The sequence below is a fragment of the Pseudoalteromonas aurantia genome (assembly GCF_005886875.1).
Taxonomy (GTDB): Bacteria; Pseudomonadota; Gammaproteobacteria; order Enterobacterales; family Alteromonadaceae; genus Pseudoalteromonas; species Pseudoalteromonas aurantia_A.
On record NZ_PNBY01000044.1, the window covers coordinates 22,234 to 38,239 of the forward strand.

Here is a 16,006-nt window from a genome sequence, read left to right on the forward strand (position 1 = left end):
TATGATGTTATTGAGGCTGTTGAATATTCTAGTTGTTTGCTACCTACTATTTACGGATGGTTTTTCATCTGTAAGCGATGTTGTGTATGCGCAAAAAACACCTCATATTCAAATAAGTGAAGCCGCTTATAATCACCCTGTCTATAGCATTAACGTCAGTGCGCCTCAAAAACCTGATACATATTACTTTACCTCTGACGACTCAGGTTCACTCTTTGGTTTTGAAAGGCCCTACCAACAGCCCGCTGTGCGCTTTATGCACCCAAAACAACACGCTGAATTTATACTTGTTTTTGAACTTGCATCTGACACCTTCATCAAGGAGCAGCGCTTACGCCCTGACAAGCTCAAGCAACCTTGGTACCAATGTAATTCTCGGCCTGCACGCGGCTTTATTGATGCCTGTAAACCAGCGAATTTAGTCTATAAAGCTCGCCTCACTTACCACGCTTAACCTCACTTATCTCTGAAAAATCTTTTTTAAATTTTTGGCATAACACCGTTTTGCCAACACAGATGAGTGAATTATGAAAAATCTATCAAACAAAAAATCAAACCGTAGTTTGATGCCATGGGTACTTGTACTTGTCATTAGTATGATGATAATCAGCGCATTGCCTAATTTATACCCGAACAATACTATTATAAAAATAACTGCTGATGGCCCCACTATATCAGCAAGTAAAGTAACCCAACTATTAGCTCAGGCTGAATTACCCGCTCAGGAAGTATCTGCCTTGTATAAAACAGGGGAAATACGGGTACTACTAGAAAACCCGACACTGAGCGTAAAAGCCCAAGCACTATTACAAAATAAATTAGAGATCGATAATGTGACCGTGCACAGTGAAGCAACTACGCCCGCATGGCTAGAATCACTTAACTTGGCGCCATTAAAATTAGGTTTAGACTTAAACGGCGGGGTTCTTTTTGTACTAAAAGTAGAAACGGACAAGGCCCTCGATGAACGGCTTGAAAAACTGCGTGTCGTAGCAAAAGACTATAGAATTGAGCATAAGCTTCGCGGTATCAAAATAGGGCCAATTGTTGAACATCGCATCGCTATTACCGCTACTCACGCACAGCCTAGCAACCTTACTAGGTTTAAACAGGCACTAAAGCAAGACTACCCCAATATCGTTATTCTGGAAGAAAAATATAAAACACACTCTCAATGGCTACTTAGCTTTAATGAAGAAAGCCAGAAAAAGATGGCAACTCAAGCGGTAGATCAAGCAATTAGTACATTGCGTTCTCGCATTGAACAACTTGGGATCACCGAAGCTGTGACACAGCGACAAGGCAAACATTACATACGTATAGAGCTGCCTGGTGTGCAAGACCCTGCTGAGGCAAAGCGTTTAATAGGCGCGACTGCTCAGCTTTCTTTTCACGCCTTAAAAACACAAGGTGGGCAATCGGTTAACTATAAAAATGGCGGCACAGTAAAGCTTAACCCGCTACCAATTTTTACCGGATCCGATATTGAATCAGCACAAGCGAGTCGCGATGAGTCGGGCCAACCTTTAGTTCAACTCATGCTATCCCCCGCAGGAGGCGAAAAAATGCGCCAATTCTCCCGCAAGAATGTCGGTAAACCCATGTCGACACTCTACGGCGAATACCATACAAATAAAGCGCAAGAGGTGGTGAAAAAGCAAGAAGTGATTTCAGTAGCAACCATTCAACAAGTTCTCAGTCGCCAATTTAGTATCACAGGTCTTGGTACAATGCAGCAAGCACAAGAACTGGCGATGATATTAAGAGCGGGATCATTGCAAGCACCCATTACTATTGTAGAAGAACAAACAATTGGCCCAAGCTTGGGAGAGCAAAATATCAAAAATGGGTTTAATGCGCTGAAATTAGGCCTTGCGATCACCCTTTTATTTATGCTTTTTTGCTACGGTCGATTAGGGGCCGTAGCGGTTATATCCTTGCTGATTAACTTAGTCTGTTTATTAGGCTTGATGTCATTATTACCGGGCGTCGTTTTAACGCTTCCAGGTATAGCAGGACTGGTGCTGACTATTGGCATGGCTGTTGATACGAATGTGATCATCTTTGAACGCGTGCGTGATGAAATAAAATTAGGTGCCCGAGCAGTATCGGCGTTAAAACACGGCTATGACCAAGCTATGTCGAGTATTATTGATGCCAACCTGACAACCATGATCACCGCACTTGTGTTACTCGGAGTTGGCTATGGCCCGGTGAAAGGTTTTGCGATCACATTAACGCTTGGAATACTAACCAGCCTGTTTTCAGGCGTTTTAGTTTCGTCATACCTATCCCCGCTGTTTATTCATAAAAACAACGTAACCAAACAACAGCAAGTTAATAAAAAAGGAGCGCGTCATGCATAGTTTTTGGCAACCTGTTCGCAAAACAGGCTTTACTCTCAGTCTATGTCTGCTCTTTGCCAGTATTATCACCTTTTATGTCAGCCCTATTAGTCTTGGATTAGATTTCACCGGGGGGTACATAGTAGACTTTACACTATCATCTAACATTCAACGTTCTGATTTAAGTGTCGAATTAGCGCATTTAACCCATGAAGCTTTTACGCTCAGCCATATTCACGCGCACCAATGGCGATTGCTATTCTTACCAAGTGTTAATGCGAGTGAAGTTAGCGTTTTTCAAAATGCGATTGAATCTCACCTTAATGCCACTATCATTGAAAGTAAGTTTCTAGGCGCACAAGTTGGCGAAGAGCTTAAAGTCAGTGGTGCATTGGCAGCCCTGTTTGCGATCATATCAATACTTATTTATTTAATCGCGCGCTTTGAGTGGCGGCTGGCGGTTGCGGCTACTGTGGCACTATTTCACGATATACTCATTACAGTGGCCCTTTTGAGTTTACTAAATATTACCTTTGACCTTACGGTATTGGCGGCATTACTCGCAATTGTTGGCTACTCACTCAACGACAGTATCATAATTGGCGACCGCATTCGTGAGTTGATCCGCGCCAAGCCGCATCAACTTGTCAGTCATTCAATAACTGAAGCTCTGCAGAGTACACTAAGGCGTACATTAATTACGTCACTCACGACGTTATCGACAGTACTCGCAATTTGGTTACTCGGGGGGGAAGCGCTTAATGGGTTTTCCACAGCGCTTTTGATAGGGTTAACTGCGGGTACCTTTTCTTCTATTTTTATCAGCGCGACCTTACCTGAGTTTATGGGATTAAACTTCGAGAACTACCAAAAGTATGATAATGATGAAGTGAAGCGACAACTTGCTGAGCCTTAATGATTTATTAGGGGCAATGGGGCGGTTTTTATAGAAAGCCGTTCCATCACAAAATCTCAACAATTTACTCATCAAAATTGGAATAGCACAACCCAAAAAAAACACAAAAAATAAACAAATTAACAACAAAACCACTCCATTCGCACTCAAAGTAAACAAAATTGTAACATTTCTCATGTTTAATTTAGCGCTCAACAATATTAGAGTAATTACTTATGTCTATTTCACGTCGAAGTTTTTTAAAAGGATCCGCGCTACTTACCGTTATGCCAATGAGCTTATCCCTCTCTGGCTGCACTTTTAAAACGAACCCTTTTAGCCATGGCGTTGCCAGTGGTGACCCCTTACACGATGCACTGATTATTTGGAGTCGAGTGACGATCCCTGAGGAAATATCTGAATTAATCGACATATCAAACGTAATCTTGCCCGTTCGCTGGCAGATATCTCTTAGTCCAACATTTAATCAAATTTTCAAAGAGGGCGTCTTTGAAACCAGCCAACAGAGGGACTTTACTATTAAAGTTGACGTAACCGATCTTACATCAGATAGTCACTACTATTATCGATTTGTTATAGAAGAATTTGAAGAGCCCATTATCTCTCCCGTTGGTCGTTCAAAAACTCTGCCTCAATATGATGTATCAAACGTAAAACTTGCCATGACATCCTGTTCACACTTTAGCTATGGCTATTTTAATGTCTACGCACGCATCGCTGAAATCGACGATTTAGATGCAGTTCTGCATTTAGGTGATTATTTATATGAATATGGCAATGAAGATGTATACCGTAACCCTTTCTTGTGGGGGCGGTTAGTTGAGCCTAAACATGAAATGATAAGTTTAGCTGACTACCGGCTTCGTCATGCAACCTATAAAACCGATAGTGACTTACAAACACTGCATAAAACACACCCTATGATCTGTATTTGGGACGACCATGAGTTCACTAACGACACATGGCGTGATGGCGCAAAAAATCATAATGACAATGAAGGCGACTGGCACACCAGAGCAAACGCAGCTATTCAAGCTTATTATGAATGGATGCCAATTCGTGAACCGCAAAATGGTCACAGAGAAAAAGCTTATCGCACATTTAAATTTGGACAATTACTGCATTTAAACATGCTAGATACGCGTTACATTGGTCGTGACCAACAAGTCGATATAAAAGACCCTACCCGCCTCGACCCAATGCGCACTTTATTGGGTTTTGAACAAGAGCAATGGCTCGAGGACAATATGCTTGAGGCCAAAAATAATGGGGTTACATGGCACCTTATTGGTCAGCAAGTTCAAATGATGCAAATACAAATGCTTGGTCAACCCATCAATGGTGACGCCTGGGATGGTTATCCTGCTGCACGCGAACGACTGTTGACTTTTGTTGAGCAAAGAAATATTGATAACGTGGTATTTCTAACTGGCGACGTACATTCATCATGGGCAGCCAATATCGCTAAAAACCCATATGATTGGCATCAATATAATCGTTTTACTCATGATGGTGCTTTGGCGGTAGAAATTGTCACGCCTTCCGTTACATCCCCCTCAATTCCAGTACCTGGCTTACAACAGATCATTGGCGATGTTGGCAAAGTTCTTAAACCAGAGAACCCACATATTCGATATGTTGATCTAAAAAATAGAGGGTTTGTCACCTTAAATATTACTCCTGAGCGCTTAACCTCTCAGTGGCACCATGTTCCTGTTGTTGGATTTAAAAATAATCAATCATTCATAGACAAAACCTTATACGTTGATGCGGGGACACCTAAGCTCTTAAGATAGAAACTCTGCGTGTTTAAAGTAGAACTCTAAACGCGACTATCCTGAAAAAAATAAAAGTAGCGCCAACGTGTTGGTGCTACTTGCCTTTAAACCAGTAAACCAGTAAACCAGTAAACCAGTGTATAAAAAAAGCTCAATAGGTGGTTTTTTTGAACAAATGTGAAAAAACTTTTTAACTGCTAAATGATAGCTAATCAAACAATTAGTCATAAATATGCAATTTACCTTTCGTTTTTATGTTACTCCATATTATACCTTTAATTTTTAAGGTTCTTGCTAAGCACTTATCATTTTGACCATATCACAAAACTAATTCATTCAGCTTAGAGTGTATGTTAAAGCAAAGAGTCGCTTTCCTTTTTTATCTAAAAACTAATCCAAATCTATGTTTAGTTCGTTCAATAATTAGTGAAAGTAAATTTTAGGTGAGTATATGATTAACACTACATATGATGTTTCAACGCTAAGCTCATTGGAAAAATCAGACGAGGACGAAGTTCGTAAAAAGTTGAAAAAGAAAAAAGATGAATTAGCATGTGACTGTGAACTAAGAAAAATAGAAGCCCAATACAACCTTGATTATCTGTTTGAAGATGATGCCCAAATATAACGTTTGTAAATCAGACATATTCAGTGGACTATCGAGTAGTGAGAGCCCCTAAATACTGTGTCATATGCGACTAACTAATAACAAGCTTCCACTACAATAGGTTTATTTTAAGCAACCCCCTTCACACGTTGCTATATTGAGACGCAATGGCGTAGAGCAGTCAAGAGCTGAAATTAATTAAGTTAATACACTTGATTACGCGACTGTTGGCTGTCATTTGACGCTATTTGTAAAAACCAGGGTTATAAATAAATGATCGTTCAGTAGCTCCGACAGATAGCTTCATTACTAATAATTTGCAAACACATGTTTGCCTGTCTTCATAGTAAACTCACCCTATCAAGTCCCTTCATTAACGCTTAATGCTATTAACACCACGTGAACACTACAATCCATCTATCCCAGAAAAGACCGTCTTTGTAACCTTACCTGCACTGGCGCGACGAATGCGCTCTGATTTCAATAGCGCAATTAATGCGCCACTTAAATTACTGTTCATTGTCCTCTCTAATGATCTAATAACTGCTGAGGTGCTGTTATTTTGTATAGATAAATAGTCATGAATTTCTTTGATTGAAGGAATATAAGCTGCAAAGGGAAGAAGTGCTGCCATCGCCTCTACTGCGTGACTGTTCTGCTTGTCAAAAATAAAAGCAATACAGGGCATCAAATCTTCGTCAATATGCTTGTTATTTTCTTTATAACACCGTAATAAAAATTCGAAAACTGACAAAGATTTACTAACAGTGAGACTCATTAAAAGAGGTGACTCTTTATTATTTGAATAACAAAAAACATTTGCTTTTTTTGTGTATAAAAACTTAACGATCTCTAAATCACCCCGTTGTGCGGCAACATGCATTGCGCTGATCCCCATCGTCGTGCAGAGATTTATATCGATATGCTTTGAGACTAACCACTTTACTGTTTGGAGTTCACAATATAAACATGCGTATATAAATGGCGTAAATCCATTTTGATTGTATGGAAAGGTTAAATCCATTCCAGCATCATAAAATAGGTCTAGGAGTGCCAAGTCATTACTTTTGAGTGCATCGTACAACACGGGGATCCCGAGATGATTTAAATCTTGGGGTGTATCACCACTGGCAATATGCCGCCGAATCAATTCAAGATCTTTTTTTTGTATGGCCGTTTCAAGAGGAGTGCTTAACATTTGCATAAATCGATGATTGTTCCTTCACGAATTTCAGCTACTTCAGCGAAATCTTCAACTGCACGTTTAAATGATTTTATCTGAATAGATGGTGGAGATAAAAATATAATATTGGGCAATTTTTCAGGTAATGACGCTCGTAACGGCGGTTTATCAATCAGATCACTGAAGTAAATTAGAGTATGAAAATCTTCCTGTTTAAAGTCATCTTTGCTATCTGCCCACGTAAATACCTCTTTCAATACACGCGCTATGTCGGTCCCCCCACGGCCTTCTAATTCAATATTGTCTGGAAGTGCTAAACACTCATCTTGCGAAAATTCTAGTATACTGCCTCGAACAGTAGTATCTGCAGCAAACATATATAATTGGTTTATATTGTTAGATTCTAATGTGACAAGATTAGATATTTCCCCGACAAAGTTCTGCAACATGTCTTTGGATACCGATCCGGAGGTATCAATAATACAAACAATGTTATTACTGGGTGATGCTGGTATTGGGGAACCAATATACAAAGGAGAATTTAAACCCATTTGCTCAGGTAACACATAATAAATATCATCAGGCATTTCATCGCAATGTTGATAATGCGTGCCATTGCCAAGGATTAAATTATTTAATCGAGTCTTCCATGACAAATGTGCGGCAGTTTGATCGTTAACTGACTCAGCGTACGCGGTTTCAAGGTGATCTCCTTTCATCAAACCACCTGATGGAGTATTTCTTCGAACATCAGAGGCTGTTTGAATATCAGCAGACAAATTTAACTGACTTACCACATTTAGCTCTTGATAAGCGGGTTTGTCATTCGGATCTGGCATTTTTAATCTTTGCCGAATATGACCAAGATTATTACTCTCTAACACTTCAGCAAGCTCATCTGCATTTATCATATGCCTATGAATATCTTGTACATTACCGCGTTCATCTTGCTCTTTTGAAACTGGTTTAGACCCGCTTTCTTTCAATGTATTTTTTAGCTCTTCGACAAAAGGTACAGCGACTTCCAAAGGGTCATCCCATAAATCAAAGAGAATATGTTCTTCACTAGAATCACCATAACGCTTTATTTCTTCAGGTCGAGTACCCCATGCAGACTCAAAAATATCACCTGGTTGCAAAAAGTTGTACGATTTTAAAAGTCGAATGTTAATCGCAATGTCCGTTGCAATAGACCATAACAAAGGAGGCGCTTGCGGTGGCATTCGAGTGTGATGGCGAAACAAGATATGCGATAACTCATGTAAAAGAATTAAGATCATCGAGTGATGATAACTGTTAATACGCTCGATATGTGCTGAAGGAATTTGTGATTTAAAAAATTCGGTGTTAACAAATATTTGAATACCGTCAGTAAATGCTGTGCTACATAATCCAACCAGTGCTTTGTGATCGTATAAGTGAAAAGGAGTTCGTCGGGCTAAAACTGAGAGTATGCCAAAACGTGGTAATCCTAGATCATCACTTTGAATGATGTAACTGCGAAGTTTTTGCAGAGGTAAGTTCCATGACAGCTGTTCGTTAAGCCGTGCGGGTGGTTTTTCGCCAAGCTCAGTAAAAATCTGACTAGCTGGGTTTAATTGTGGGCTGCTTTCATACTGTGTCATGAATATTTCGCTGTGATTTATTCTTTTTAATTCGTCAAAGTAATTTACCACAAGGAAGATGTTTTTTGAGAATAGCCATTGTTTATTAGTCTAAATCAATAAGCAACTTTTAAACTAGATCATGCGGTAGCTCAAGTATATATACACTTTGCAACAAAATAGGATCAATTTATAAGCCGATAAATACTGAGTTGGTCTGATTTATCTATAAAGTGGGTCGCTGCTGTGACTAACGCTTTCTAGGATAAAACGACCAAATACTATGATTGGATGCGAGTCAGCAGTTGAAAGACACATAAAACGCTGTCTAAGTGCCTTATAAACACTGATTTAATTGATCTTTGATAAGAGCTTTAATTATTGGGTAGTACTCCAAGCATCAGTAAAAGATCAACTATAAACACAATAACAAGACATAAAATATTAACAGCCCTCGTGGAAAACATTAAATTTTTGAGTAAAAATATGATTAAACAACCAGAGTTACCTTTAAAAGAAGCAACCACAGATATAATTGTAGAACGTCTCATATTAGATATGTTACAAAAGTTTCATACACGAGGCGTAATAAAAGATCTCGATGAGCGAATCGAGAACGCATGGCTTGACTTTCGTGGCACGACTTTTTTAGCTCGCTCAGTCACACCAACCTACTTAAGAGGTTTTCCTGGACAAGGCAAAACAACCAGCTATCGTGTTGCGGCAATGCGAGTCGCAGACATGCTGAATATGCCATTTGTGATGAACCCAGATGAACAGTTCACGCCAACAGGTAAAGAGTTACTTTTTGTTGTTCAAGAACTTTCAGGTCAAGTCTCAGCGGTCGACTTTGGCGGCATACCCAATGTGCAGAAATTTGTTGCACCCAACGGTGAATCGCAAGAGTTTATGACTAAAATTCCAAACAAGCGCCTTGCCGCACTCAAATATGCAGGTGCTTCTGTGCTATTGCTCGATGATTTTTCTAATGCTTCACCAAATATTCAAAATGTTGCCTTATCAATACTGACAGAAAACCGTTTTCAAGGATTAGACTTAGGCAATACCCTTGTTGGCGCCACAGGTAACCTCGGGGCAAGTGATGGTACACATGTGAGCTCTACCTCCAATGCAATTGTTACCCGCGTTGCTAACTTTATCGTTGTAGATACTATCGATCATTGGATAGAAAGGACTCAGTTAGAGTTTGCCGATGACGTTGGCGATGGAGGAATTTCAAGCTTTCTACGCCGATACCCAGATCTATTTCATGCCCCAAAAGCAAGCCGTGATGGTGTACCTTACCCTTGCCCTCGCTCTTGGAGTTTATTTGTTCCAAAGTTAAGAGAAATCCTATTCTATTTTAAACAAAAAAAGAAAAAAGAACCTGATTTTTGCTTTCCATTTGATGAACTCGAATCAGAGGCTTCAGGATTTCTCGGCCTTGAAGTCTCAAATAGGCTCGCAATTTACTTCTTATCATTTATGCAAACAAGCGATCCACTTGCAAAGCGCCTGGTTGATTCAGGAAAGTGGTCAGACACAGATAGAGCGCTTTTCAACCAAGAATACGCAAATGGCTACGCGGCCAGTTCCCAGCAATTTGCTTATCAATTTATGACTGCTTTAGCAGACTATGCTGCAAAAGCGTTTATTGAAGATTTGCCAGATAAAAACAACTGGCTCAAAATAGCGCAAGCCTTAGCAAATGGCCTATATGGAGAAAGAATAGATCACGCTTTAATTTGCTACGGTGCACACTACTTTGCCATTAGGATAATTTTGCTAGCTGAATCATCCAATATAGACACCAATGAGATTGGTATACTGGATGAGAAAGGCCGCCCTGATCTCAATGAATCTTTTTTGATTTTTATTGCACAACAGATCGCGCGATTACCGATCGCGTTAGAACAAACCAGTAAAGACGATGATGGCCGAATAATGCGATTAATGGATGAAACTTTCTGTGAGATTGTAAGTCATTTTAGAGGTTATCAAAGCCAAAAGTATCGATAGAAACATATAAGAGCGTAAAGTTAGCAGAAAAAATCAACGGATAGACTTTGTTGTACTATTCGTTGTATTCGTTTTTTGCCTCCCATCCTATTAGAGGAGTTTTCGTGGTTCCTTCTAAACAAGACTCAAATTTTAAACTGAATCGACCAGTCTTTACTAGATAGATCTTTACTTGAATTCTTCTAACTTTTCATAAGCCATTGGAGGCGAATTATTCGCCTCACCATGCTTGCGTCTAATGTTATAAAACATTTCGATATAAGCAAATGTGTTAGATCTTGCATGGTCACGTGTTGCGTATATTTTTCTCATCACCCGCTCTCGTGTTAGTAACTGAGAGAAGCGCTCTGCAACCGCATTATTACGGCCATTTCCTCGACGGCTCATACTCGCTTTTAGAGTGAGCTCTGTTAAGAGGTCACTTCACTCATAACCCGTAAGGAGCCGTAAGTTTCAAGCACTTCAATTAAATGTGGTTTTGTATACTTTTCGATTGGGCATGTATCATCTGAATCTCCCGAATGCTGATATTCACCCGCATCGAATGCATCATAAATATCAATAGCAGGACTTGGAATATAATTACTACTGAAATTCATAAAAATATCATCTGTCATGAAACCAAAAATATAATTCATAGCTCCATCAGCTAACTCAAACTCTATTTCATTTTTCATATAAAGCTTTGCAATATTTAGTGAAAATGAATTTACAAAGTCAATCAAATCCCCTTGTTCGCTAAGACAAGCAAAGTCTTCAAATGAAATAGCATTTTCATCTATTTGTTTAATTAACTCAAAGGTATCCAATTTATCAAAGGCTCCTAACTATTTAGTATTTATGCAGCACGTTGTTTGTGCTGCATAATCGGTCGTTGGACTGAGCAGCTACCTGCTAGATGTGTCAGAGTTGGTGTTATTTATGCTGCAAAAATTTGCTATTTGCTTTTAGTGGCACAACTTGTCTTACGCCTATTTTATCGGCTTGTCTTTTGTGCTTAAGCCACCCCAGCATTACTCAGTACGCTTTAACTCGCCATTAGAGCTAATTTTCGCTGATTTATCAATGATATTTTCACCACACACGTACTTTTCTAGCCCACACACTTAAGCAGGTTAACCCGTTGATTTAATTCAGCAAGCTCTACAGCTAACTCGTTCGCGCTAATTTCATTGTCTCTTCACTTGAATTAACTATTTCATTAAATCGTAAGGCCCCGATTTTGTATACTTAACAAGGCCAACGTGGAGAGGATGACGCTGCCTCAGACTTTTTCTTTTTATCAAAAAGTGACATCTATTGAAAAGTGAATGCTGGTCATCGTGTCACAATCGATTTACGTTGGGTGTCTTCTAAAATGTTACTTTTGTAATACGAGGTGGTCTAAAAATGCCACGACTTCATTATCGCCCATTGAACTTGGATGACACTTATTATGAAAGTGAATGAAATTAGCAATCCAACTCAAATAAGCATTAACAGTTCTTAGCAAGTAATGCCGAGTGATCATATAGTCAGTGATATAGTTCAAATAAGGTGATCGAGTTTTCATTTGAAATTCCACTCACTGTGTCTGTATATATACACAGTTGCAGTGGAGTTGCTCGCATAGTCAAGAAAACGACCTAACAGCTTCTTTTTGTCTATTCACGAATTTTTTGCAAGTAGTGTTTTCCTAATTACTAGTAATTACTTAGAGACTCTGATAAAAATACACCATTCAGAAAAGGGAGCGGTACAGCGGTAGAAAAACACGCGATTTGCTCGCTATAAACATGTTAGAAAGTCAGTTTAAATCATAGTATGGAGTAAAAATGAAAGGGAAAATAAAATTTTTCTCTAAAGAAAAAGGATTCGGTTTTGTTGTAGCAGATGATGGAACTGAGCATTTTTTAGGAGTAAGAGAGGTTATTGGTGCTAACTTACCTAATAATGGAGATATCGTAGAGTTTGAATCACGTAAAGGAAAAAAAGGACCTTATGCTGCTCAGCTAAATATACTTACTTCATTAGAAAATACCGAACAAAGAAAAGATGATCGAGTTGTTTGTCCTTCTTGTAACAAAAAAATGTACCCTAAGCTTATCCATGATCGGGGAGCGTTTGGAGATCCCAAGCCTCGCAAGTCGCTTTGTCCATTTTGTGGAGCTACAGTTAAAGATTTCTCTGGTTGCTTTATAGCCACATCGGTATACGGAGATTTTGATGCACCTGAGGTTCTTTTTTATCGACACTACAGAGATACAGTTCTTAAGACTAAATTCTTAGGTAGAGTGTTTATTAAGGTTTATTACTTTATATCCCCATCAATTGTAACTATTTTAGAAAGGTCTCCTCATTTAACTCGTTTAATAAAAAACAGGCTTGATGCATCAGTGCGTAAAGCGTCTTTCTAACAAAAACATCAAACGGAAAATTAATAGTTAGTTGTTTTTTGTTAATTAAAGATTATAGATAACTATTAATTTCCGTTTATATGAGCGTTATGTTTGCGAGCCATCATCGCATTTAGGAGTATAAAAATAAGTGAGAGATGTATTTATAATACTAGGAAATGGATTTTCAATTGACTTCTTAAATCATTTGAAACAATCGGAATGCAATGCAGATCAAATTGCACTATCGAACTTATTTGAAAATGGGGAGTTAGTTCCTTGGCCGGGTGATGGAACTCCAGGGTTTCTATCGTATAAACATTGTCCTAACCTATGGACTTTGGGGGCAAGGCCAAACTTAGGTGCGAAAGAGACTATAGATTTGATAGAAAATATTATTACATGTGCAAACGCACTTAATAATAGACCTAGAAATGTTGATAGTATTTATATGAAGGCATATAAAGAACTTGTAACTTATTTGAAGGCTTTGTTTATTTTTTATAACGATAAGGTGAATGTTCCAAATGTTAATTTAGAAGATTGGGGGTGGAGTAAATATTTAATCAAATTAAACAACGACCCTAGTGTTAACAAGGTTCACATTGTTACATTAAACTATGATATCTGGCTTGAAAGAATCTTAAAGAAAAACAATATCGACTTTTCTATTGCTAATTTCGAAGAGGATAAAAATATAATATTGTATAAACCCCATGGTTCAATTAGTTTTAGTCATGCAGTTGAAAAAGTAAAAGATGTTTTTGAAATCAGCTATGAACATGATGTTTTAGACGGGAAGTTAAGTGAATTCACCGTAAAGTATGATGGATTAACAGCTCTAAACTCTATAAACGCAATGGTGCCACCTGCAGGAGATTCTAATAGACTTGATTTTGCTTGGGCTAGTGAAATAAGAAAATCTATCAGTGAAATATCCCAGAGCTTAAAAAGCAATGATGAACTGATTATTTGTGGAACTTCTTACTGGCATGTTGATCGACTTGAAATTGATAGGATACTTACATCTATAAATAGCGATATTTCTGATGTAAAAGTAATCAATCCTAATTCACCTGATGTTTTTAATGCAGTTATAACTACGCTATTTGAAAATGTTAAATTCTTTAAAAACTCTAACCCATTGGCATAATTATGAATATCTTAGAACGTACAAGCAACAACATAAATATAGCTACATTTTGGGAGAATTATAGCTTAAAAAAATACAATCTTTCTCCCAGTTATCAACGAGAAGGTGAAGTTTGGAGTGGGCCTGATCAAAGCTACTTAATTGACACAATTCTCAAAAATTTTCCTATGCCGCCTATTTTCTTACACCAACATATAGATAATGAAACAGGTAAAACTATTTATGATGTTATAGATGGTAAGCAAAGGTTAGGTGCCATAATTGGCTTTTTAAACAATGAAATTGCGATCCCAGAAGACTTTTCAGAAGACGGTTTTGGTACACCTGAATTGGAAGGATTATATTTTAGAGACTTGGATTCCCCAGAAATATCTGCTTGGAAAAAGAACTTATGGAAGTATGAAATAACTATTGAATATGTTGAAACTGATGATATAGGTGTTGTTAATCATATATTCGATCGCCTTAATAGGAATGGTGAACCATTAACATATCAAGAGTTAAGAAATGCAAAACATGGTGATACTGGATTTTATAGGTTAATTAAAGATATTTCAGCTTGGGACACATTTAGCCGTACAGTTGATAGCTTAAGTAATAACCGCCTAGAAAATCATGAGTTTATCTCAGAGTTGATTTTTTTAATAACTGAAGACCAAGTTATTGCAGGTGATAAACCAAAAGATATTGATGAGTTATATGAAAAGTACGCTGCTCTAGATACAAACGAATTAAATGTAATAAAAGAGAAAGTGCTAAAAATTAAAAATGTTTTCTCTACCTTTAACCTTAATTTTGATGATAAGCGATTTCATGGCGTTAGCCATATTTATGGTTTGTGGGGACTTGCTTGGAAGTTACATAAAGGTGCTATAGATATCGAAGGGATAGATGAAAAAATAACAGAATTTTTTCAAATTTATAAGCGCAAAGATGGTTCAAATGACTACATTGAAACTTATCGGGCAACCATGAGTGGTGGAACTAAAGGTTCATCTAGAAGAAAAAGACGTATAGATGCTCTGTTCAACTATATGGAGCAAACATAACAAATAAGGATAGGTGTCGCGCAGCCGACACCTTATCTGGGTGTTGAACAAGCCCGAAGTGAGTTTTATAGCTTATTTATAGTAAATAGGATAACGAACAGTGACACCCATTCAAAAAACTAAAACCAATAAGCAGGTAAAGTTCAATCTAAAATATCACCTAATTTGTAAAATTGAATTAACTACATGTGCTATGAGCTCAAAGAGTAAGAAACAGTGACACCCATTCAAAAAACTAAAACCAATAAGCAGGCAATGTTCAACCTGAAATATCGTCTAGTTAATAACACTGAATTAACTACATGTGCTATAAGCTCCAAAATAGAGAAAAACTGAACTCATCCCTAGTAATAAGGCACGGCTAAGCCTACAAACCATCGTGTATTGATTATATAGAGATTATCTTTGTGGTATAAACATTAGGCCAGTAACTTTTCACACTGCTTATAATTAGCGCGCCGTTTTATTTCTAGGCTCGCACAATAATTATCAAGCTTTTGCGGCCGCCCTACTGCGCCGTGAAATACGCTGGTAAATTGCGTAGTGAGTTTTTGCCAGTTCTCTGGGGCGATGTTGAGTCTGTCTAGAATTGGTGAATTGATTAGGCTTATAGCGCCTCGCTTATCTGCCCGCATACATCGGCCGGTTAGCTCTACCAGTTCTAAATACGATTTTAATTCAAACGGTAAACCTTTGGGCATGTGCTTTCTGGGGCTACCCGCAAACCGTGCCAAGTGTTTAGGTTGCTTGCCTTCTTTGGCATGTTCACAGCGTGTTTTAACACTTGTATACTCTGAGGTTTCGGGTGTCTCAGCCATTTTGGTTCTAATTGGGTTTAAATCAACATACGCCATACAGGCTGCTAACGCCGCTTCATCAAGTAAAGCTTGTGATTTAAAACGGCCTTCCCAGAATCTGCCTGTACAGTTATCTTCTTTATTCGCCTTGCGGGCAATGCTTTCATTCAGCACCCGCAT

At 38.3% G+C, this 16,006-nt stretch carries 13 protein-coding genes and 3 pseudogenes; 9 read left to right on the top strand and 7 right to left on the bottom strand.

Annotated features, from left to right (window positions below):
* Position 1: 1 nt before the first annotated feature.
* The 5 genes from CWC18_RS09840 (at position 2) to CWC18_RS21010 (ending at position 5,667) form a co-directional block, all read left to right on the top strand.
* Entirely contained in the window at positions 2-454 is a 453-nt protein-coding gene (locus CWC18_RS09840; protein WP_138675177.1) for a hypothetical protein, read from the top strand.
* 73 nt (positions 455-527) lie between these two features.
* A complete protein-coding gene (gene secD / locus CWC18_RS09845; protein ID WP_138675178.1) occupies positions 528-2,366 on the top strand; it encodes a protein translocase subunit SecD in 1,839 nt (612 codons plus the stop codon).
* Positions 2,359-3,261 (top strand): protein translocase subunit SecF, encoded by a 903-nt coding sequence (secF, locus tag CWC18_RS09850; RefSeq protein WP_138675179.1) that lies wholly within the window; start codon positions 2,359-2,361, stop codon positions 3,259-3,261. Before secD ends, secF begins: the two co-directional genes overlap by 8 nt.
* Before the next feature lie 215 nt (positions 3,262-3,476).
* Positions 3,477-5,057 carry an alkaline phosphatase D family protein gene (locus CWC18_RS09855; protein WP_249348148.1) on the top strand — a complete coding sequence of 527 codons (1,581 nt, stop codon included), beginning with the start codon at positions 3,477-3,479 and terminating at the stop codon, positions 5,055-5,057.
* Positions 5,058-5,490: 433 nt separating this feature from the next.
* Positions 5,491-5,667, top strand: a complete 177-nt coding sequence (locus tag CWC18_RS21010; protein ID WP_171041075.1) for a hypothetical protein — start codon at positions 5,491-5,493, stop codon at positions 5,665-5,667.
* A 385-nt stretch (positions 5,668-6,052) separates the two neighbouring features.
* Here CWC18_RS21010 and CWC18_RS09860 read toward each other — a convergent pair whose 3' ends face one another.
* Positions 6,053-6,850: an ankyrin repeat domain-containing protein gene (locus tag CWC18_RS09860; protein WP_138593705.1), complete on the bottom strand. Its 798-nt coding sequence runs from the start codon at positions 6,848-6,850 to the stop codon at positions 6,053-6,055.
* A complete protein-coding gene (locus CWC18_RS09865) occupies positions 6,838-8,454 on the bottom strand; it encodes a VWA-like domain-containing protein (protein WP_138593706.1) in 1,617 nt (538 codons plus the stop codon). The genes CWC18_RS09860 and CWC18_RS09865 overlap by 13 nt, the downstream gene beginning before the upstream one ends.
* 465 nt (positions 8,455-8,919) lie before the next feature.
* On the opposite strand from CWC18_RS09865, the gene CWC18_RS09870 reads away from it, so the two are divergent.
* Entirely contained in the window at positions 8,920-10,452 is a 1,533-nt protein-coding gene (locus CWC18_RS09870) for a hypothetical protein (RefSeq protein ID WP_138675180.1), read from the top strand.
* 168 nt (positions 10,453-10,620) lie between these two features.
* Here the strand turns inward: CWC18_RS09870 and CWC18_RS09875 are convergent.
* The 4 genes and pseudogenes from CWC18_RS09875 to CWC18_RS09885 all read right to left on the bottom strand — a co-directional run.
* Positions 10,621-10,845: pseudogene (locus tag CWC18_RS09875) on the bottom strand (integrase core domain-containing protein); the annotation flags it as partial.
* Positions 10,846-10,862: 17 nt separating this feature from the next.
* Complete coding sequence (locus CWC18_RS09880) at positions 10,863-11,261, bottom strand: hypothetical protein (RefSeq protein ID WP_138593709.1); 399 nt, start codon at positions 11,259-11,261, stop codon at positions 10,863-10,865.
* Between the two features lie 340 nt (positions 11,262-11,601).
* Positions 11,602-11,733, bottom strand: a pseudogene (locus CWC18_RS21920) (IS91 family transposase); the annotation flags it as partial.
* Between the two features lie 79 nt (positions 11,734-11,812).
* Positions 11,813-12,004 carry a phage integrase N-terminal SAM-like domain-containing protein gene (locus tag CWC18_RS09885; RefSeq protein ID WP_138675181.1) on the bottom strand — a complete coding sequence of 64 codons (192 nt, stop codon included), beginning with the start codon at positions 12,002-12,004 and terminating at the stop codon, positions 11,813-11,815.
* Positions 12,005-12,266: 262 nt separating this feature from the next.
* Between CWC18_RS09885 and CWC18_RS09890 the strand changes: the two genes are divergently transcribed.
* From CWC18_RS09890 to CWC18_RS09900, 3 genes are all read left to right on the top strand, one after another.
* Positions 12,267-12,848 carry a cold-shock protein gene (locus CWC18_RS09890; RefSeq protein WP_138675182.1) on the top strand — a complete coding sequence of 194 codons (582 nt, stop codon included), beginning with the start codon at positions 12,267-12,269 and terminating at the stop codon, positions 12,846-12,848.
* Between the two features lie 130 nt (positions 12,849-12,978).
* Positions 12,979-13,980: a hypothetical protein gene (locus tag CWC18_RS09895; RefSeq protein ID WP_138675183.1), complete on the top strand. Its 1,002-nt coding sequence runs from the start codon at positions 12,979-12,981 to the stop codon at positions 13,978-13,980.
* 2 nt (positions 13,981-13,982) lie between these two features.
* Positions 13,983-15,029, top strand: coding sequence for a DUF262 domain-containing protein (locus tag CWC18_RS09900; RefSeq protein ID WP_138675184.1), 1,047 nt, complete (start codon positions 13,983-13,985; stop codon positions 15,027-15,029).
* A 419-nt stretch (positions 15,030-15,448) separates the two neighbouring features.
* Here CWC18_RS09900 and CWC18_RS09905 read toward each other — a convergent pair.
* Positions 15,449-16,006 (bottom strand): annotated as a pseudogene (locus tag CWC18_RS09905) (transposase); the annotation flags it as partial.

Bases quoted from the DNA above. Each gene is read 5' to 3' on its own strand.
- CWC18_RS09840 (WP_138675177.1), top strand. From the start codon at position 2: ATGATGTTATTGAGGCTGTTGAATATTCTAGTTGTTTGCTACCTACTA.
- secD (WP_138675178.1), top strand. From the start codon at position 528: ATGAAAAATCTATCAAACAAAAAATCAAACCGTAGTTTGATGCCATGG.
- secF (WP_138675179.1), top strand. From the start codon at position 2,359: ATGCATAGTTTTTGGCAACCTGTTCGCAAAACAGGCTTTACTCTCAGT.
- CWC18_RS09855 (WP_249348148.1), top strand. From the start codon at position 3,477: ATGTCTATTTCACGTCGAAGTTTTTTAAAAGGATCCGCGCTACTTACC.
- CWC18_RS21010 (WP_171041075.1), top strand. From the start codon at position 5,491: ATGATTAACACTACATATGATGTTTCAACGCTAAGCTCATTGGAAAAA.
- CWC18_RS09860 (WP_138593705.1), bottom strand. From the start codon at position 6,850: ATGCAAATGTTAAGCACTCCTCTTGAAACGGCCATACAAAAAAAAGAT.
- CWC18_RS09865 (WP_138593706.1), bottom strand. From the start codon at position 8,454: ATGACACAGTATGAAAGCAGCCCACAATTAAACCCAGCTAGTCAGATT.
- CWC18_RS09870 (WP_138675180.1), top strand. From the start codon at position 8,920: ATGATTAAACAACCAGAGTTACCTTTAAAAGAAGCAACCACAGATATA.
- CWC18_RS09885 (WP_138675181.1), bottom strand. From the start codon at position 12,004: ATGAAAACTCGATCACCTTATTTGAACTATATCACTGACTATATGATC.
- CWC18_RS09890 (WP_138675182.1), top strand. From the start codon at position 12,267: ATGAAAGGGAAAATAAAATTTTTCTCTAAAGAAAAAGGATTCGGTTTT.
- CWC18_RS09900 (WP_138675184.1), top strand. From the start codon at position 13,983: ATGAATATCTTAGAACGTACAAGCAACAACATAAATATAGCTACATTT.